Below are 20,667 nucleotides of genomic sequence, written 5' to 3'. Positions count from 1 at the left end.
GGGGATAAAGAAAGAAATGGTAGTCTGCTCCTTAAAAGGATTGGGTATATTGGAATAAAGTTTGGCTTTCAGCTTTTCATCCAGCAATGAGTTTACATCCGATTGTTCGTCTGCATCACTGATAGTAGATCGGGTTTGAATGCTTTTAGCTTGTTTCAATTCGTCAATTTCATTCTGCTGTTCTTTGATGGCTTCCACTAATAAAGGAATAATTTCAGAATAAGCAATGGCTTTCTTTCCATTGGGTAATGTATAAACAGCTTCCGGGAATATTTCTTCCAATTCCTGTGCAATAAAACCAGCCTTCTTTCTTTTCTTTTCAGCTTTTATCTTATTGACGATTTCAACCGGTACAGGAAATTGAGAAGATAAAGTATCTCGGGAAGAAACATCACTTTGAAGAGTATTTGCAGTAGGTGCTGTTTCTTCAACTTGTTCTTTCAGTTTATAAGTAACCCCACGAATTTGCTTTATTTTGTTCAAACTATTGTTTATCGAAGTTATATTTTCTTTGTAAGATTCATCGGAAGCTGTCAATAAACTACCCTTTGAATAAACAGTTCCGTCACCAGCTACATAAAAAGTAAGTGGGCCACCGCCATTCCGAACATCTCTTACAACATAAGCCATATCAGTATCCCGCCATGAGTAAACCCGTATTATATCGCCATAATCGTGAGAATACTTTGCATAAGCCATTAATGCGGCTTTTCCCCCGTAAGTATATACATTAATATAATCTGGAGTATTTAATCCTATGGAAGGATCGGCTCCAAGACCAATACCGCCATCCTTATTTATTGTTATTCCTTGTTTTGCTACTCCACCAAAATTCAAATAACCATAATCTCCATTAGAATATAATTTAAAAAGAAGAGGATTGGTCAATGCGCTGTTATAAATGGTCAATCCACCGGCAGTACCTGTTTTTCCAATATCCAAAAGACTGTACTTGGGAGTAGTAGTGCCAATTCCAACTTTACCATTTGAAAGCACTTTCAATTGTGCATGACTCGCTGAGCAGCAGAAGAAAAGAATAATTAAGATAAAAATTGCATTGTTAGTTTTCATAATTGTGTATTTTTAAAGTTTTATTTTATAAAAATAAACAATATGAAACTAAAAAGCAATTAAAAACTATTTTATTCAATATTACATATCGACAATTTATATTATTTAATAATACCTACGATTTATCTGTAAAAAATTTAATCATAGAAAATAATAGATGAAATTATAGAACTCTCTAATTATTGACCAAATAGTAAAGCCAAATATTTTCCATATTTACCTCTATTTTTTATATATAAAAGTATTTTATAAATAAGAAAAGGTACGTATATTCCTGATACTATTGCCAAAAAGGTTGCCATTTGCCATGAAATAGGAATAAATTCTGTCAATAAATTCTGAAATGCTACTTGAGGAAACCAAGAAAAAAGATAAATAGCTGAAGAAGAACCATATAAGATATTAAGGAATGTCCATTTCTTTTCAATATATAAATATCCTAATGAAATACTCATTAGGATTCCATTTATGGATTTAATGATATAAACAGTAGAATATAAATAAATATGAGATGGAAGAATGGAATAGGGTGGATTAGAAGTATGAAATAAAAGTAGTAGTATAGAAATTGAGAAAGTAATAATAAGTGTAATATGAGATTTCAGGCATAACACCCTATCAATTTGTTTTTGAAATAAAGAATAGTAAATTCCTAATACAAAATAAACTAAATAATGAATAACTCCTTCCAAGTTAAACAAAAGAAATCCGCGCAATGGATTGTAAATCATCAACAATAATAATCCTATTATGACAAAATATAAATTTTTAGAATTATTACATTTACCAAACAACCATATTATCAAGACACTAATTATTGTAATTATAAATAAAGTTGGCAAAAACCAATAAATTCTTATAACATTATCCCATGGATAAATAAGCATATGTACCCATGCTTCAAAATTACCATCTATTGGATGTAATGCATAATGACTAAGGTAAACTTTAGGTAGAAAAACAAGACTACTAATAAATAAATATGGCAATAGCAATCGCTTAGCTTTTTGATATACAAAATTCAAACAATTATTTGAAACTAAATTATTAATAGAATTTTCTTTTTTTTGTAAAGTATATTGCAATAAATATCCGGAAATAAATACAAATAATGGCATATGAAAACTATAGATCCAATCTCTAAATGGCTGTAAAGGATTATCATCCGACCAAGTAGTATTTGCATGTCCAATAACTACCAATATAATACCATAAATTTGAAGAAATGAAATTAAATAATTTTTTTTCATCAATAGTACTTAATTTATTATAGAAATCTATGAGAATCACATATATATCTAAATTCGAAAATTATATTATTAATAACAGAATAATCAATATCTTCATAACATCCTAAAAACTGTACGTCTATTTTTAGGATGTTATTTAAATTTTCTACCTATAATAAAAGGACAATACTTATTTATAAAGAAAATCAAAGGCAAACAAAGAATCATACTAATAATGCTAAATAGAATATTCACCCCTATTTTTCCTTCCAAAACAGTGAGAGGAATAGATAAGATATAAACCATCACAGCTTTTATAAAAGAAAATGTCATTAAATGAAATCCACTTATGATTATAGTATTATTTGAAAGATATTTAATCCAGTTAGCATCGCCAAACCATGAAGATAAATAAAGACATATATTAACTATAAAAATTATACCAGCTGTCCCTCCCAATAAAAACAAAAAATAATTATTATAAAAGTTTTTATACATTTCTACTCTTCCATTTAAAATGGATGCCCATATTAAAATTCCTAAAGCTATAATCAAATATAAAACATTGGACTTTCTAAAGAATTCTTTTTCTTTCATCATATATCCAAATACATAAAATATCATAGCAACAATAGCTGTATTAAAACTAAAAGGTATGAGATATGGATTAAACGTATAATTAAGATAAGCTACTATAATAAAAATTATTAATCCAATCCAAAAATGTTTTATCCTTTTGAATAACAAATAAAACAAATTTTCCACTACAAATAAACATACAAGAAACCAGATAGGAACATCATGTATCAATTTACTTCCATTCCCTAATAAAGCGCCAATTAACGGATCATACCATGGAATATTTGCATTAGCATCATCTCCAAAATGTCTTCCTAAAACAAACCAGAATAAATAGGTAATTATGTTTATCCATATATAAGGGATAATTAATTGCCTAAACCTTTTTTTTACAAAATCTTTATAGACAGGATTTCGTGAGAATGAAAAAAGATATCCTGATATAAAAAAGAATACAGGCATATGAAATATATAAATACCATCTTTAAAAGAGAAAAATAAATTGGTATGCCCTAATACTACCAAATATATTCCTATTACTTTACCATAATCTATCCAATCTATACGCCTCATAATCAATTTTCCAATATACTAAATTTTTTATTAATGTATTCACTCTCTATATCAGCAGCATCTAATATGCTATGAAACATAAAATCAGTTCTATAGTGTTTCATTTTATTTTTGTTTAAGTTGCGAATCTTATCAGGATACGCTAAAGCATAAGAAGAAGAATACCAAACAAAACATGCCGGACGATGTAACATAGGATAATCTTCTGCATGGAGATAATAACCATCTTCACCCAAAGCTTCACCATGATCGGACAGGAAAAATAAAATAGCTTTCTTTTTCTTCAATTCATTAATCAACCGACTCATAACATAATCTGTATATAAAACTGTGTTATCATAAGAATTTATCATCTCTTCACGCGTGCAGGAGGAAACAACTCTACTTTTAATAACAGGTTTAAACTGTTCAAAAGAATCAGGAAAACGGGCATTATACCACCAATGAGAACCTATAGTATGCAAAAGGATAAATTTCTTTGTGTTTCCGTGTTGAAGTTCATCCTCATAATAAGGCATTAAATCACCATCAAGCCATTTATCAAACTTATATAATGACTGTCCCCTATTAGCATAAATCAATGTATCACATTCATTCATAAAATATACATAGGTATCAACAGACTCCTGATTGGCAATCCAGGAAGTACGATAACCCGCCTGCTTGAACAGAGTTATAAAAGATTGCTCACTATAGGCTCTTTCAGGATAAATACTGTCGGCACGAGTCAGGATATGGGGAACACTAGTATGTGTGTAATATGCTTCTGTATATATATCAGGAAAAGATACCACAGATGTATCTTTAGCCAAAAGTGGAGTTGTATTGCGTTCGTATCCATTCAGCTGAAGATGATCGTAGCGTAAAGATTCTCCCAATACAAATATTACTGTCAAAGAATCACTATGGCATATAGCTTGTGATTCGTTGAAAGTATCTCTTTTTTCTGAAACAATCTTTTTTTCGTCTATATAACGACATATATTATAATAAATAGAATAAGGTATTCTTTCTGTTACGGGACGAACCAATCTGGGTATCCACGCGTTAGTCAGCATTATTAACATGAATGCAACCAATAAATGAAAATACCATTTTTCTACTTTTATATATTTCCATCTGTAATAAACACAAAAAACAGATAAACAAAAGGCTAACATGAGCCAAATAACAAGTTGGAAACTAAAAACATCCAAACAAGTACGTGCATCGTTTACCAAAGCTAAATCAATGATCATCGGAGTCAATGCAACTTGCAGGGTATATCTGAAATAAGTCAGCAGGGTACACAAAACTGTTAATAAAGGGAAGAAAACAGCAAATACGTATTTATTCAGAACTAAAGCATACAAAAGTCCCATGGTACCCATTACAACTATTCCCCATTGCATGGCAAGAATGCAAAAGTCTTTAACACCCCCAAAAGGTGAACCATAAAACTCTGAAAAAATAAATGCAAATCCATAAAACAATGTAAGTAATGCGATTAAAATCCAAAGTTTTACGTTATTTGTTTTCAAAATCCTTCTCATTCTGTATTTTTGTGAAATATAATATATTAAATATAACGCAGAATGAAAAGAAAACTTGTCTTTGCTACTAATAATCTTCATAAATTAGAAGAAGTATCAGCTATTTTAAGCAATCAAATAGAACTCCTCAGCCTAAATGATATAAACTGTCATACAGATATTCCGGAAACAGCTGATACTCTGGAAGGAAATTCGCTGCTAAAATCTCAGTTTATCTATGAGAATTATGGAATGAATTGTTTTGCTGACGATACCGGGCTTGAGGTTGAAGCATTAGAAGGAGCTCCTGGGGTATACTCTGCCCGTTATGCCGGTGATGGACATAATTCAGAAGCCAATATGATTAAATTGCTCAATAATTTAAAAGAAAAAAACAACCGTAAAGCACAATTTCGTACAGCTATTTCACTTATTATCGATGGAAATAAATATTTGTTTGAAGGAATTATAAAAGGAGAAATAGGTATTACCAAAAGAGGGGATTCAGGATTTGGATACGATCCTATCTTCATCCCGGAAGGATATAATGAAACATTTGCCGAACTTGGGAGTGATATAAAAAATAAAATCAGTCATCGTGCGTTAGCTATAAATAAGCTCTGTGAATTTCTTCACTCTTTATATAATAACTAACTTATGAAAAAAAAGATAGTATATACCATTGTTGCTCTTTTTGCTGCTATGCCACTATATGCACAACATGCTATTGGAAGCTGGCAAACTTATTTGTCCTATCACAATGTGACGCATTCTGAACCTGCTGGTAATCTGATTTATGCCTTAGGCAACGGTAGTCTATTCTCTTATGATAAAGAAGATACTTCTGTTCATCGTTATCAGAAAGGGAATCCATTGAGCGATACTGATATAGCGTATATAGCATATCAAAGTACTTATAAGACACTGATCATTGTATACTCCAATGCAAACATAGACTTATTAGTAAATGATGAAGATGTATATAATCTACCAGATTATATGAATAAAAATATGGCACAGAACAAAGATATTAATCATATTTATTTTATTAAAGAATATGCTTATTTATCGACTCCTTTTGGAATTGTGGTTTTGAATTTGAAGAAAAGAGAAATCAGTAATGCATATATTCTAAATAAAAAAATCAATGCCTGTGCAGTAGATGATAAAAAAATATATGCAGCGTCTTCCGAAGGATTATTCACAGGACTATTAACCGATAATTTATTGGATGTTAATAACTGGAAGAAAGTTTCAAATAACATATATAGCTGTTTATCAATCTATAATAATGAATTAATAGGAAATATAGTATGGGGAATTAATCTTATTAACAAGGAAGATTATAGTTATTCACAACTTATCAGTGGATATTATAATTTTATGAATACTTACGGAGACAAGTTTATAGTAGGAAATAGTAATTCACTTGCCATATTTTCGAGTTTAGATAAAAATAATAAATTAAATCATCAGTTAAGAGTATCACATTTCTCTTACGACAATGGTACGTATTGGGCCAGTCGCTATAATGACGGATTAGTAGGTTACAAATATAATGAACAATCAAATAAACTGGAAGAGACTGTACAATCTATTATTCCGGATAGTCCTAAAAGAAATTATACCTACTATATGACTTTTGAAGACGAAAGTCTCCTTATCGCAGGCGGAGGACAAATAGGAAATCGGCTAGAGCGTGCTGGTACTATAATGGAATTAAGAAATAATACCTGGAATAATTTTCAGGAAGATGGTATAAAAGAAGTAACTAATCAATTATATAGAGATATTAGTTGTGTCATACAAGACCCTAATGATCCGGAACACCATTTTGCCGCTTCAGTGGGAGAAGGATTATATGAATTTAGAAATAAGAAATTTGTTAAGCAATATAGTATGCATAACAGTGCACTCGAATCAGCAGATAAAAATAGTAATGTATATATACGTATCAATGGACTCAAATTTGATAATGATAATAATCTCTGGATGACTAATTATGGGGGATATAAAGCAACGGGAGTCCAAAATCCAATTAAAATATTAAAAGCAGACGGAAAATGGGTAAGTTTACGTTATCCGGAAATTACCGGCGTTAATAACTTGGAAAATACTCTTTTTGACAAAAGAGGATGGTTTTGGGTTACTTCGGCCTGGATGGCTAATTACGGGGTATTTTGTGTTAATACTAAAAATACTTTGGAAGATGTTTCTGATCACCAGCATAAATTCGTCAGTAACTTTACCAATCAGGATGGTACAGCTCTTAATCATAAAAGTATTAATTGCATTGCGGAAGACAAAAATGGAGTTATTTGGATAGGAACCGGACAAGGGCCAATTATTCTTAATAATCCTTCAAAGTTCTTTGATGACGATTTTTATTGTACACAAATAAAAGTTCCCCGTAATGACGGAACCAATCTGGCGGATTTCTTATTAGAAAATGATGAAATAAATGCCATCGCCATAGATGGAGGAAACCGTAAATGGATAGGAACAGGAACCAATGGAGTCTATTTATTAAGTCCCGACGGATTGGAAACTATACATCATTTTACGACAGAAAATAGTCCGTTACTATCAAATAGTATAGAATCTATTGCTATCAATCCAAATACAGGAGAGGTTTTCATAGGAACAAGCAAAGGTTTGGTATCTTATCAGAGTGATGCGATAGAACCAAAAAGTAGTTTTAAAAAAGAAGATGTATATGCATTCCCTAATCCTGTAAAACCTGATTATACAGGGGTCGTCACCGTAACCGGACTTGTGCAGGATACGGATGTAAAAATAACCAATGTAAGTGGTAAACTTATTTATGCCGGAACTTCTGTTGGTGGACAATTTACATGGGATGGAAAGAATCAGCAAGGAAGACGTGTTCCTTCAGGGGTTTATTTTGTATTGGCTGCTGATGCAGATGGTAAAGAAGGAATAGCAACTAAAATACTATTTATCAAATAACCCTCAAAAAAGAATGGCTTGCTTTAATAACAGCAAGCCATTCTTTTTTTTGATTTTATAATCCTAATTTCTCCGAAATCTCCAACATCCGCTTTATCGGCTTTACCGCCTTCTCTGCTATTTCCGGATCAACCAGTATTTCCGGTGACTCATTCTTCAGACACTCATAGAGCTTCTCCAGCGTATTTAGTCTCATAAAGCTACACTCGTTACATGCACAGGTACTATCATTCGGTGGAGCGGGAATAAACGTCTTTTCCGGGCATTTCTTCTGCATCTCATGAAGAATACCCGATTCGGTAGCTACTATGAATCGTTGTTCACTGCTGTTAACAGCATATTTCAATAAGGCAGCTGTAGAACCCACAACGTCTGCCAGTTTCAATACTGTACTCTTACATTCAGGATGCGCAAGTACGATGGCATCAGGATATTGTGCTTTCAGCTCCAGAATCTTTTCTACCGAGAACTGCTCATGCACATGACAGGCACCATCCCACAATAACATCTGCCGGTTCGTAACTGAGTTGATATAATTTCCAAGATTGCGGTCCGGACCAAAAATTATTTTCTCATCTTTGGGAAAGCTTTCTACTATTTGCTTTGCATTGGTAGAAGTTACCACTACATCGGTTACAGCTTTCACAGCAGCCGTTGTATTGACATAGGATATCACCGTATATCCGGGATGCTCTTTGACAAACTGTGCAAACTGATCGGCCGGACAACTATCGGCCAATGAACAACCTGCATTCATATCAGGCACTAATACCTTCTTTTCAGGACAGAGCACCTTTGCCGTTTCACCCATAAAATGAACACCGCACATCACAATGATATCCGCTTTTGTTTTGGCAGCCCATTGAGCCAATGCCAGACTGTCGCCTACATAGTCGGCGATATCTTGTATCTCACCCTTCTGGTAGTAGTGACCCAGAATTACTGCATTCTTTTCTTTTTTCAGCTCGTTAATAGCTTTTATGAGTTCATTCATAATAATTTTATTTTCTCTCCTTTTTAAAGAAAAATCCCTTGTTAGTGATAATAGGCTGTTAATAGTGTTAGCAAATAAAAGCTGTTTTTCTTGTCAGATAAGTTATTAGTCTCCAATACACAGTTATCAGTATATTATGAACGGACTGAAAAGAGGCTATTGGCTGATAATAAGCTATCTCTCAATTTGTATTAACACCTTGTTGATAAAGTGCAAAGTTAAAAACTTTATGGATATAAACAGGGTAATAAGTGCTGAAAAATATGTTTAAGAATGCATTGAAAGTTTATATTAACTTTTTTGTATTGTTCATTATGAGTCTTCCTTATACCTTCTTCTGAATAATGCAAGAGTTAGTTTTCAAAATCTTTGCTTTAAGTTTTGACAGGTTTTCAACGGTTATAAACAGGTGTGTTAACAGAAAAGAATTACTTTTGCAGTAGCTAAGAAATAATAAGGATATGAACATGCGAAAATTGAAAATAACCGAGCTGAACCGGATAAGTGCAGAGGAATTTAAAGAAGCGGATAAACTGCCTTTGGTAGTAGTACTGGATGATATCCGGAGCTTGCATAACATTGGTTCTGTGTTCCGTACATCGGATGCATTTCGTATTGAATGTATTTATCTGTGTGGGATTACGGCTACTCCTCCACATCCGGAAATGCATAAGACAGCTTTAGGTGCCGAATTTACAGTTAACTGGAAGTATGTTAATAACGCTGTTGAAGCTGTTGATAACCTCAAAAATGAAGGATATATTGTTTATTCGGTGGAACAGGCTGAAGGTAGTATCATGCTGGATGAACTGGAACTGGATAAGACAAAAAAATATGCCATCGTTATGGGAAATGAAGTGAAAGGGGTACAACAGGAAGTTATTAACCATTCGGATGGTTGTATAGAAATTCCCCAATATGGTACTAAACATTCACTGAACGTATCTGTGACGACGGGGATTGTAATATGGGACCTCTTTAAGAAGCTAAAAATTAGTGATAAGTGAGTAGTGATAAGTGATTAGTAAGCTGCGCGAATATACCACATGGAACTAATCACTTATCACTAAACCACTTATCACTATTTTAAATTTGTCCGTTTTCCACCAATATCACCACCCGTTCGGTGAGTTTATCTTCACCATTCGGGTCGTATTCTTTTTTAAGACTAGCGCCGAAGAGAGCGGCAAAAGTTTGATAGAAACCTGCTTTGAAGGGTCCCATAAAGGCTTTTACTAATTCAAAAGAGGTTTGATTACTTTGTCTGTCTACCAGTTTTATTAACAATTTACCCTGTGCAAAAGAAAGTTTTTTCATCCGGGGGGTATATTGGTCTTTGAGACCTTTTTCTACTCTTTTAATGTGTTTCTGACGTGCTTTTTCGTTTGGGAGAGTTTGCAGATATTCATAAGTTTCGAGTATGGTACGGTTGATTTCCCGGGCTATGGGATATACTTTCTTGACATTTCTTACCAACCTGTAATACTCCATGCGTTCTTTATCATTTTTAAACTTTAATGGCTTAAAAATATAAACGGTAGGTAGTTGTACACAGGGTATGGTATCTCCTTCATAAATACAAACCGGAACAAGGTATCCTCCTCTGCTTTGTTTATCTTGTGCCAGAATGGACTGGAAAGAAAGAAACAGAGCAAACAGTGTAAGTATTACTATGTTAGGTCTTGTATTCATGTCGCAAAATTACAAGATTATTTTATTATTTGTTCAATTCCTTGTAGTGTTAACCTATTTAAAGTATCTTCGACATCTGACAAAAGTAAAAATGAATGAAAAGCACATGCCTTTTTCGGCTGTTTTTAGTTATTAACCTCTTGTTGATAATGCCTGTTAATAAAGCTCAGAAACCTTCTGTGGATATTCTGGAGGAGGTAATTGAGGATATTTCGGTTAATAACGATGACGGTGAAGAGATAAATTGGGAAGATAAGATTGAAGAACTTTCTGAACGTATTCAGCAACCTGTCAATCTGAATACCGCTACCAAAGAACAGTTGGAGCAGCTTCCTTTTCTATCTGATATTCAGATTGAGAACCTGTTGGCTTATGTTTATATTCACGGGCAGATGCAAACCATTTATGAATTACAGTTGGTAGAAGAGATGGATCGTCAGACTATTCATTATTTACTTCCTTTTGTTTGTGTACAACCTGTTGATAAGAAAGAGTCTTTGCCCCGTTTAAAGGATGTGCTTAGGTATGGTAAACATGAAGTGTTAACTCGTTTGGATATTCCGTTCTATACACGTAAGGGATATGAAAAAAATTATTTGGGACCCTCTATGTACCACTCTCTGCGATATGGCTTTCGGTATAGTGAGAATGTTTATGCCGGTATAACCGGAGAAAAAGACGCGGGTGAACCTTTTGGTGCATTACATAATAAACAGGGCTATGATTACTATTCATATTACTTGTTAATAACTAAAATAGGACGGTTGAAAACTCTGGCTTTAGGCAACTATCGGTTAAGCTTTGGTCAAGGGTTGGTAGTGAATACTGATTTTCTTATGGGAAAGAGTATTTATCTTTCTTCATTGACATTCCGGAACGGAGGTATACGAAAACATTCTTCTACGGATGAATATAATTATTTTCGGGGAGTAGCTACTGCTGTAGAACTAAGTAAACATCTGGTATTATCTGCTTTTTATTCACATCGCAGTATGGATGGAGTGATAGAGGAAGGTGAAATAACTTCTATTTATAAGACTGGTTTACATCGTAGTCAGAAGGAGGCTGATAAAAAGAATGTTTTCACAATGCAATTAACAGGTGGAAATATGACTTATACAAATAATCACCTGAAATTGGGATTGACTGGTATTTACTACTTTTTTGATCATCCTTTTGAACCCGAACTGCGACAGTATTCCAAATATAATATTCATGGTAACAGGTTTTATAATGTAGGACTGGATTATGGATATCGTTGGCATCGTTTTTCTTTTCAGGGAGAAGCGGCTATTGGTAAAAATGGATTTGCTCTTTTAAATAAATTGCAGTATTCTCCTGTACAAGGGGCCAATTTATTGTTAATACATCGTTATTATACACATGATTATTGGGCAATGTTTGCCCGTTCGTTTGGTGAAGGTAGTAATGTGCAGAATGAAAATGGTTGGTATCTTTCCGGTGAAATATCTCCTTTCCGTCATTGGAAATTCTTTGCATCTATAGATTTATTTTCTTTTCCCTGGTGGAGGTACAGGATAAGTAAACCTTCGCAGGGTGTTGATGGAGTATTACAAATGAACTTTACTCCTCGAAGAGAACTTACTATGTATCTGAATTATCGTTATAAACGAAAAGAAAGAGATATGACCGGAACGAATGGTGAAATTACCCTGCCAACGTATCATCATCGGTTACGTTACCGGCTGAACTATTCACCGGATAATTTGTTTTCCCTTCGCACAACGGTTGATTATAATAACTTTCATTCTTCAGGGGAAGTAGCCGGACAGGGTTATCAGATTACGCAAATGATAGCTTACCGTTTATCCCGTATTCCGCTAAGGGCTGAACTACAAGGAAGCTTCTTTCATACCGATAATTATGATACCCGTGTATACATTGCAGAAAAAGGTTTGCTTTATACTTTTTACACTCCTTCGTTTCAAGGTAAAGGAATACGTCTGGCAATCAATCTGCGCTATGATCTGAATACACATTGGATGATTATAGGGAAGTTAGGACAGACAATGTATTATGATCGTAATGAAATAGGTTCCGGATATGACTTGATACGAAATAATAAAAAAGCAGACTTACAGATGCAATTACGCCTGAAGTTTTAATATATTTGCATGATAGTATTATCAATCGTAAATTGTAAATCGTCAAATTGTAAAATCTCATCATGACTGTTATTTATCCTTCCCCTATATTTGGCCCTGTTCATTCCCGCCGGTTGGGGGTATCTTTGGGAATAAATCTTTTACCTTCCGACGGAAAGGTATGTTCATTTGATTGCATCTATTGTGAATGTGGTTTTAATGCAGATCATCGCCCTTCTAAACCCTTGCCTACTCGTAAGGAAGTACGTGAAGCACTTGAAACCCGCTTGAAAGATATGTTGGTTAATGGTCCTTTTCCTGATGTGCTGACTTTTGCCGGGAATGGTGAACCTACGGCACATCCTTATTTTCCGGAAATTATTGAAGATACGTTGGCTCTTCGTGATAAGTATTTCCCGAAAGCAAAAGTGAGCGTATTGAGTAATTCAACGTTTATTCATCGTCCGGCTGTATTCGAAGCATTGAATAGGATAGATAATAATATTTTAAAACTGGATACAGTGGATAGTGATTATATTCACCTCATTGACCGTCCTGCCGGTAAATATTCTGTATCAGAGATAATTGATAATCTGAAAGCTTTTAAAGGAAACTGTATTATTCAGACAATGTTTATGAAAGGTACTTATCAGGGACAAGATGTGAATAATACTTCTGATAAGTATGTATTACCCTGGTTAGAAATGATAAAGGAGATTGCTCCCCGGCAAGTGATGATTTATACGATTGATCGTGAAACTCCGGACCATGATTTACAGAAAGCTACACATGAAGAATTAGATAGAATACTATTTTTACTTATCGAAGCAGGTATTTCTGCATCTGCTTCTTATTAGAAGAAGGAATTGAAAAACATCCCCATGTTTTATAATACAACATCCCCATGTTCTATACTAGACATGGGGATGTTATTATAGTAAAGTATATAATTTTAATAAATTAAAAGCTATCCAGAGTTTACTTCTCTGTGTTTACGGTTTGTACACTTATAATATCTTTTGCTCTTTCCAGTGCTACATTGATATTCGGACAGATATTTTTTTCTCCCAGTAATTCATAGAATCCTGATTTCTCCAATACTTTATGTACTTTGTCATTTACTCCTGAAAGTACAATTGTAATTTTTTCTTTTTGAGACATTCTGCACAGGTTAGATAAGTTATGAATACCGGTTGAATCGATGAACGGAACTTTACGCATACGAATAATGCGTACAGTGGGACGGTCTCCCAATTGTGCCATTACTTCCTCAAACTGTGTTGCAATACCAAAGAAGTATGGACCATTGATTTCATATACTTCAACTCCTTTCGGAATAATCAGATGTTCTTCACTAACGGCAATATCCAATTCTGAGTTTGGGTCTATTTCATCGGTGATGACGGATATTTTGGTTGTTTCCATGACACGTTTCATAAACAGTACACAAGCAATGATCAAACCTACCTCGATAGCAATTGTCAGATCAAAAATAACGGTCAGGAAGAAGGTAATAAGCAATACAGTGACATCCGATTTCGGATTTTTCAACAGTGCTTTGAATGTGCGCCATCCACTCATATTATAAGAAACAATAACCAGCACACCTGCCAGGCATGCCATTGGAATATATTGTGCCAATGGCATCAGGAATAATAAAATAAGCAGTAATACAACGGCATGAATAATTCCGGCTACGGGCGTTTTTCCACCATTATTGATATTCGTCATAGTACGTGCAATAGCACCTGTGGCAGGTATACCTCCAAATAAAGGAGCGATGACATTGGCTGCACCCTGAGCTATCAGTTCAGTATTTGAATCGTGACGGTCTCCTATTACACCATCGGCTACTGTGGCCGAAAGTAATGATTCGATGGCACCTAATACAGCAATTGTAATAGCTACCGGGAACAGGTTTTTAATGGCTTCCCAGTTCAGTGCAGGAACAACGGCATCGGGTAATTCGGATTTAATAGTAAAACGATCACCAATTGTATCGATACAATCAATTCCTCCATAAATTTTCATGAGGTATACAGCAATTGTCACTACAACAATCGCAATCAGAGACCCCGGTATCTTTTTTGAAAACTTTGGAGTAACAGCAATAATTATAACACTTATAATACTTACGATAGTATTCCACCAGTTAATTGTGTCAAAATGACGGAAATAAATCATCCATTTTCCTACAAAATCTCCCGGAACTTTTTCATTTCCGAAAGTCAGTCCGAAAATGTCAGCTATTTGTGTAGTGAAAATGGTTACGGCAATACCACTTGTGAAACCTACAATGATGGGATAAGGAATAAATTTAATGACTGCTCCCAACTTGAATACACCTAATAGAATGAGCATTACACCTGCCATTAGAGTGGCTACGATGAGTCCTGCTTCTCCATATTGTTGGATAATACCATAGATAATAACGATAAATGCTCCTGTTGGACCACCTATCTGTACTTTACTACCACCCAATAGTGAAATGATAAATCCTGCAATGATAGCAGTGATAATACCTTTTTCGGGAGATACACCGGAGGCAATACCAAATGCAATGGCTAATGGGAGGGCTACAATACCAACAATAATCCCGGCCATGAGATCGGCTGTAAATGTTTCTTTCGAGTAATTTTTGAGTGTAGAAAACAGCTTGGGTTTGAATTCTAAGACTTTCATTTTAACGATACAATATAATTAGTGCATATATAGATTTACGATGTGATTTTATTGATTTTGCTAAATAAGGATTGCAAAATTACATAAAATAAATCTAATAACATGTTTTTGAGCATATTATTTGTAAATGATAAATTTTATCAATGACTTCATAGATTTTATTTATAAAGAAAGAAGGACTTGTTTTGAACTAATTCCGTATATTTGTGTTATAAATAAACAAATACAAGCGTAATCTACTAATTAATTAAATATATAAGATTATTATGGCTAAAAGTATTAAAGGTACTCAGACTGAGAAAAATCTACTGACTTCATTTGCTGGCGAATCACAAGCAAGAATGCGTTACACTTATTATGCAAGTGTTGCCAAAAAAGAAGGTTATGAACAAATCGCTGCTATTTTTACTGAAACGGCTGATCAGGAAAAGGAACATGCAAAACGTATGTTTAAGTATCTGGAAGGTGGAATGGTAGAAATTACTGCCAGTTATCCGGCAGGTGTTATCAGTACTACTCTCAATAATCTGCTCGAAGCTGCTGCTGGTGAACATGAAGAATGGTCACAGGATTATCCTCATTTTGCTGATGTTGCCGAGCAAGAAGGTTTTTATGAAATTGCTGCCATGTACCGTAATATCTCTGTTGCTGAAAAAGGACATGAAGAAAGATATCGCGCTTTTGTAAATAATATTGAAACAGCTTCTGTTTTTGCCAAAGAAGGTGAAGTTGTATGGCAATGTCGTAATTGTGGTTATATCACTATAGGTAAAGAGGCTCCCGAAGTTTGCCCGGCATGTCTCCATCCACAAGCTTATTTTGAAGTAAAGAAAGAAAACTATTAATAGAGATTATTATATGATTTTGATAAGCGGCTCATCCGGTAGGATGGGTCGCTTTTTTAATTTGGTTGATGGTAGCTATTGGTTCTTTAATTTGTTTGTTGTAAATTGAAAGACTTATTGTTGTAATATTGTATAATTCATTCTAAATGCTTATTTTTGCTTCTTATGTATAACTAATACTAAAAGGCAAAATACTCCGCTTGTTATGACAAAAAAAGTGCATGATCAATTAAATAGAATAGCGATAAAAACTCTGTTGATATTTGTTTTTTGCTTCTGTTTCTTTTCATTTTCCAAAGCAAATGATGTGTATTTCCATCATTTGGGGGTAAAGGACGGATTAACGCAAATAAGTATTTTCTCTTTTTATCAGGATGAAATAGGAGCTATGTGGTTTGGCTCATTTGAGGGACTGAATAGATACAACGGACGTGAGATTACTGCCTTTCGTCCTTCACAAAATAATAAGGGACTGACCCAGAATGAGATCTATTCAATTTGCGGTAACAAGAAAGGTTCTATCTATTTACGGGCCGGACACGATCTGGTGAAATATAATGTTTCAACACAGGAATTTACCTGTTTGGCACAAAAAGAAATTAATGGTATTTGCTATTCAAATGATACGCTTTGGGTAATATCCGATCATGCTGTATTTTATTATCTGGAGGATAAAGAAGGTTTGCATAAGTTTTGTGATATAGATCCGGGCCTGGGAAACGGAAGTTGTATCTTTACGGCTGATAATGAATATTTATGGATAGGAACAGAAAATAACTTGTTGTCTATACCATTCAGTGTACCCGATTCTCCCAAAGTGGTGTTATCTGGTGTTTTTGTGAAATACCTGTATAAGAGTAAGAGAAACGATTTATGGGTAAGTACGGATGCGAGTGGTGCCTATCGTATTTCATCTCAGAATCAAATAACAAACTTCCGTTATTCAGCAGGTAAAAATGGAATTTCCGACGATCATGTGAGAAGTGTTGTTGAGGATGAATTTGGAAATATATGGATTGGCACGTTTTATGGATTAAATAAATATGATCCTATTACTGATAAATGGAAATGTTATACTCAAATAGACAATGTACCCTATAGTTTAAGTCATTCATCCGTTTTCGGTCTTTATAGAGATTTACAGGGAAATATTTGGGTAGGGACCTATTTTGGTGGCATCAATCATTTTAACCCGAGAGCTGATATTTACCATTTCTATGGAGCGATAGGGCGAAATAATCCCAACTATCTTAGTTTTCCTTTCGTAGGTAAGATGGCAGAAGATAAAAACGGTAATTTATGGATTTGTACTGAAGGAGGAGGGCTTAATTTTTTTAATCGCCAGACGAAACAATTCAAGAGTTTCATGCAGGAAGATAACCCCAGAAGCATTAGTCATAATAATTTGAAATGTATTAAATATCTAAAAGATAAAGATCTGCTATATATTGGTACGCATACCGGTGGACTTAATATATTTGATATAAAATCCCAAACGGTCAAGGTTTTGAAGAATAACCCGGGAGATCCTGCATCATTGCCCAATGATATTGTGAACGATATACAATTTTATAAAGATAAACTCATTGTATTGACTCAGGCAGGAGTTTGTAGTATGGATTTGAAAAGTGAGACGTTCTCTTCTCTTTCTACTAATGAGGAAATTAACCGGGCAGTAGAAAGGAAGTTTTATTATGAAACTTTTTTGATTGATAATAAAGACAGGATGTGGATTGCCAAATCGGACGGAGGAGTGGTGCGGATTGATTTGAACGATTATAAAGTAAGAGAATATAATGCTGTAATGGAGGATTCTACTTCTATTGGTAAATTTAGAATTACTCATATTTTAGAGGATAGTAAGGGGAAACTTTTTTTTGGAACTTTAGGTTCCGGATTGTTCCTTTATCTTCCCGAGACGGATACATTCAGGAATTTTACAGCAGAAAAGGGAGATTTGCAAAGTAACTATTGTTATTATATAGCCGAATCACCTTATGATCATCTTATGGTACTGCATAACAAAGGAGTTTCTTTTTTTGACCCTGAGACCAGAACATTGAAACATGTTTGCGGAATACCTCAAATGAGTTTTAACCAGGGTTCAAGTGTCTGTTCTACCAAAGACGGAGAGGTTTTCTTTGGTGGAATTGATGGATTGACATCCCTTTATGAACAGCTACTTTATACCACTAAAAAAGAATACCAGCTTTATTTTGATAAGCTTTGGATATCCAACAGGGAAGTCAGACCGGGAGATGAATCCGGTATTCTTTCTTCAACTTTGTCCAACTATAAGGAGATTGAACTTGATTACAATAAAAATAACCTGTTTATTGAGTTTGCTACTTCAAACTATGTTTCTAACAATGATTTTCAGTATGAATATAAGTTGGTAGGGCTTGATGATACCTGGCTTCCGGCACATTCTACTACTATCAGTTACACTAATTTAAGTCCGGGAAAATATCGTTTGCTTGTCCGGGAGGTATGGGAAGATGCTAAAACGGAAACAAAACAAATTGAACTTGGTATCAAAATTAATCCGCCATTTTATGCTACGGTCTGGGCTTACTTGCTTTACGCATTATTGGTGGTAGGTATTTTATATGCTATTTTCCGCTTCAATGTGCGGCAGGCAAAGTTGAAGGCCTCATTGGAATATGAAAGAAAGGAGAAGGAATATATTGAAGAATTAAATCAGACAAAACTTCGTTTCTTTACCAACATTTCGCATGAGTTCCGTACATTGCTTACCCTTATTATTGTACAGGTAGAACTATTATTGCAACTTAACAAACTCAATCCATCCGTCTACAACCGGGTACTCAAAATTTATAAGAATGCCAGACATATGCGTGATCTGGTATCAGAGTTACTCGATTTCCGGAAACAAGAACAAGGATTCCTGAAGCTGAAAGTAGAGTATATGGATATTGTATCTTTCACTAAAGAGATCTATATGTCTTTTTATGAATATGCCTTGAAGCATTCTGTTAACTATAAGTTCGAACATATGGAGGAAAAACTGAATCTTTGGTTTGATCCGGTTCAGTTACAGAAGGTAATATTCAATCTTTTATCTAATGCCTTTAAATATACCAAAGCAAAAGGCAGTATTACTGTTTCCATCCGGAAAATCAAGAATGAAGTGGAAATACGGGTAGAAGACGATGGTGTAGGTATCTCCAAAGAATCTATTCACAAGATATTTGATCGTTTCTATCAGGTTGACGGGCAAAGTTCAGAGTTTACATTGGGTACAGGTATCGGATTGGCTGTATCCAAAGGGATTGTGGAGTTGCATAAGGGAAATATCCGGGTTGAAAGTGAAGTTGGTCAGGGTAGTGTTTTCATTGTTACGTTGCTGACGGGCAATGAGCATTTCCCAAAAGAGGTGTTGAGTGATAGTGAATCCAATTTCCATCTGATAAAAGATGGAGTATTGGAAGATCTGGCTTTAGAGGAGTTAATGTTGGAGGAACCGGTTAAAGAGCAGGAGCTTACTAATGAAGAGAAAGCCGGAGAAATGGATGTTGATTCGAAGGATTCTGATAATAAACCCAGTATTCTTATTGTAGAAGATAATCTGGAGATATTGGAAATGTTGGAAGATATCTTCGCTCCTATTTATCATGTATACAAAGCTACCAATGGTAAAGAGGGTTTTGAAGCTACGCGCGAGTTACACCCTGATATTGTTTTGAGTGATGTGATGATGCCGGAGATGTCTGGTAAAGAGATGTGCCATAAAATTAAAAACAGTCTGGACGTATCACATATCCCGGTTGTTTTACTTACAGCGCAGACCTCAGTGGAATATACGGTTGAAGGGTATATGTTTGGCGCAGATGATTATGTAACAAAACCGTTTAATATCAAAGTACTTGTATCACGTTGCAATAATCTGGTACGGACCCGTAGAATGTTGCTTGAAAGATTTAACCATGTTTCTAAGGCACCGGTTGTTTCTAATGCCATCAATGAGCAGGATCAGGAATTAATAGATCGTGCTACTGCTATTATTCGAAAATATTTTGAGGATATTGAGTTTGATATGAATGTATTGGCTGCCGAATTGGGTATTGGCCGGAGTAAATTGTATCTCAGGATAAAAGAAATAACCGGGCTTACTCCCAATGAGCTGACGCTTAAAATAAAGCTTGAAGAAGCGATGTATTTAATTACTAATCAGCCTAATCTGAATGTTTCTGAGATATCCTATCAGCTAGGCTTTTCATCGCCCCGTTATTTTAGTAAGTGTTTTAAATCATTCTATGGAGTATCTCCACAGAATTGTAGAAAAGGTAAAAACAAGAGTGAAGAGTCAGAAGAAGATTAACCCCATTATCTTTTTATCTTGTTTCATGCTTTGAGACACTTTGTTTGAAGTAATGAAACACTTTGTTTGAAGCT

14 protein-coding genes are annotated in these 20,667 nt (G+C 34.5%); 7 read left to right on the top strand and 7 right to left on the bottom strand.

Annotated elements, in window-relative coordinates; translation table 11 throughout:
- The 4 genes from QX565_RS12095 to QX565_RS12080 all read right to left on the bottom strand — a co-directional run.
- A partial coding sequence (locus QX565_RS12095; RefSeq protein WP_289292872.1) for a tail fiber domain-containing protein occupies window positions 1-1,071 on the bottom strand: 1,071 nt, incomplete at its 3' end.
- Window positions 1,072-1,250: 179 nt separating this feature from the next.
- Window positions 1,251-2,321, bottom strand: a complete 1,071-nt coding sequence (locus QX565_RS12090) for an acyltransferase family protein (protein ID WP_289292871.1) — start codon at window positions 2,319-2,321, stop codon at window positions 1,251-1,253.
- Between the two features lie 132 nt (window positions 2,322-2,453).
- Window positions 2,454-3,452 carry an acyltransferase family protein gene (locus tag QX565_RS12085; protein WP_289292870.1) on the bottom strand — a complete coding sequence of 333 codons (999 nt, stop codon included), beginning with the start codon at window positions 3,450-3,452 and terminating at the stop codon, window positions 2,454-2,456.
- 2 nt (window positions 3,453-3,454) lie between these two features.
- Window positions 3,455-4,984, bottom strand: coding sequence for a phosphoethanolamine transferase (locus tag QX565_RS12080; protein WP_289292869.1), 1,530 nt, complete (start codon window positions 4,982-4,984; stop codon window positions 3,455-3,457).
- Window positions 4,985-5,026: 42 nt separating this feature from the next.
- Between QX565_RS12080 and QX565_RS12075 the strand changes: the two genes are divergently transcribed.
- Window positions 5,027-5,617 carry a non-canonical purine NTP diphosphatase gene (locus tag QX565_RS12075; protein WP_289292868.1) on the top strand — a complete coding sequence of 197 codons (591 nt, stop codon included), beginning with the start codon at window positions 5,027-5,029 and terminating at the stop codon, window positions 5,615-5,617.
- Between the two features lie 3 nt (window positions 5,618-5,620).
- Window positions 5,621-7,933, top strand: a complete 2,313-nt coding sequence (gene porZ, locus QX565_RS12070; RefSeq protein WP_289292867.1) for a type IX secretion system anionic LPS delivery protein PorZ — start codon at window positions 5,621-5,623, stop codon at window positions 7,931-7,933.
- A 55-nt stretch (window positions 7,934-7,988) separates the two neighbouring features.
- Here the strand turns inward: porZ and nadA are convergent, their stop codons facing one another.
- Window positions 7,989-8,927: a quinolinate synthase NadA gene (gene nadA, locus QX565_RS12065; protein ID WP_007483044.1), complete on the bottom strand. Its 939-nt coding sequence runs from the start codon at window positions 8,925-8,927 to the stop codon at window positions 7,989-7,991.
- Between the two features lie 467 nt (window positions 8,928-9,394).
- On the opposite strand from nadA, the gene QX565_RS12060 reads away from it, so the two are divergent.
- Window positions 9,395-9,934 carry an RNA methyltransferase gene (locus tag QX565_RS12060; RefSeq protein WP_044094798.1) on the top strand — a complete coding sequence of 180 codons (540 nt, stop codon included), beginning with the start codon at window positions 9,395-9,397 and terminating at the stop codon, window positions 9,932-9,934.
- Window positions 9,935-10,013: 79 nt separating this feature from the next.
- Here QX565_RS12060 and QX565_RS12055 read toward each other — a convergent pair whose 3' ends face one another.
- Window positions 10,014-10,619, bottom strand: a complete 606-nt coding sequence (locus QX565_RS12055) for a DUF4294 domain-containing protein (RefSeq protein ID WP_289292866.1) — start codon at window positions 10,617-10,619, stop codon at window positions 10,014-10,016.
- 95 nt (window positions 10,620-10,714) lie between these two features.
- Between QX565_RS12055 and QX565_RS12050 the strand changes: the two genes are divergently transcribed.
- Both QX565_RS12050 and QX565_RS12045 read left to right on the top strand, forming a co-directional pair.
- Entirely contained in the window at window positions 10,715-12,745 is a 2,031-nt protein-coding gene (locus tag QX565_RS12050; RefSeq protein ID WP_289292865.1) for a helix-hairpin-helix domain-containing protein, read from the top strand.
- A 62-nt stretch (window positions 12,746-12,807) separates the two neighbouring features.
- Complete coding sequence (locus tag QX565_RS12045; RefSeq protein WP_289292864.1) at window positions 12,808-13,581, top strand: radical SAM protein; 774 nt, start codon at window positions 12,808-12,810, stop codon at window positions 13,579-13,581.
- Window positions 13,582-13,702: 121 nt separating this feature from the next.
- On the opposite strand, the gene QX565_RS12040 is transcribed toward QX565_RS12045, so the two are convergent.
- The gene (locus QX565_RS12040) at window positions 13,703-15,406 is read right to left on the bottom strand and encodes a SulP family inorganic anion transporter (protein ID WP_289292863.1); all 1,704 of its coding nucleotides are present in this window, start codon (window positions 15,404-15,406) and stop codon (window positions 13,703-13,705) included.
- A gap of 266 nt (window positions 15,407-15,672) precedes the next feature.
- Between QX565_RS12040 and rbr the strand changes: the two genes are divergently transcribed.
- Together rbr and QX565_RS12030 are read left to right on the top strand one after the other, a co-directional pair.
- Window positions 15,673-16,251, top strand: coding sequence for a rubrerythrin (gene rbr / locus QX565_RS12035; RefSeq protein WP_002558465.1), 579 nt, complete (start codon window positions 15,673-15,675; stop codon window positions 16,249-16,251).
- Between the two features lie 205 nt (window positions 16,252-16,456).
- Window positions 16,457-20,593 (top strand): hybrid sensor histidine kinase/response regulator transcription factor, encoded by a 4,137-nt coding sequence (locus tag QX565_RS12030; RefSeq protein WP_289292862.1) that lies wholly within the window; start codon window positions 16,457-16,459, stop codon window positions 20,591-20,593.
- Window positions 20,594-20,667: the final 74 nt, after the last annotated feature.

Source organism: Bacteroides sp. 41_26, assembly GCF_949740115.1.
In the GTDB taxonomy this organism is placed as follows: Bacteria; Bacteroidota; Bacteroidia; order Bacteroidales; family Bacteroidaceae; genus Bacteroides; species Bacteroides nordii.
The sequence above is the reverse complement of the archived record's forward strand: the minus strand, read 5'-3'. Positions and strand labels throughout refer to the sequence as shown.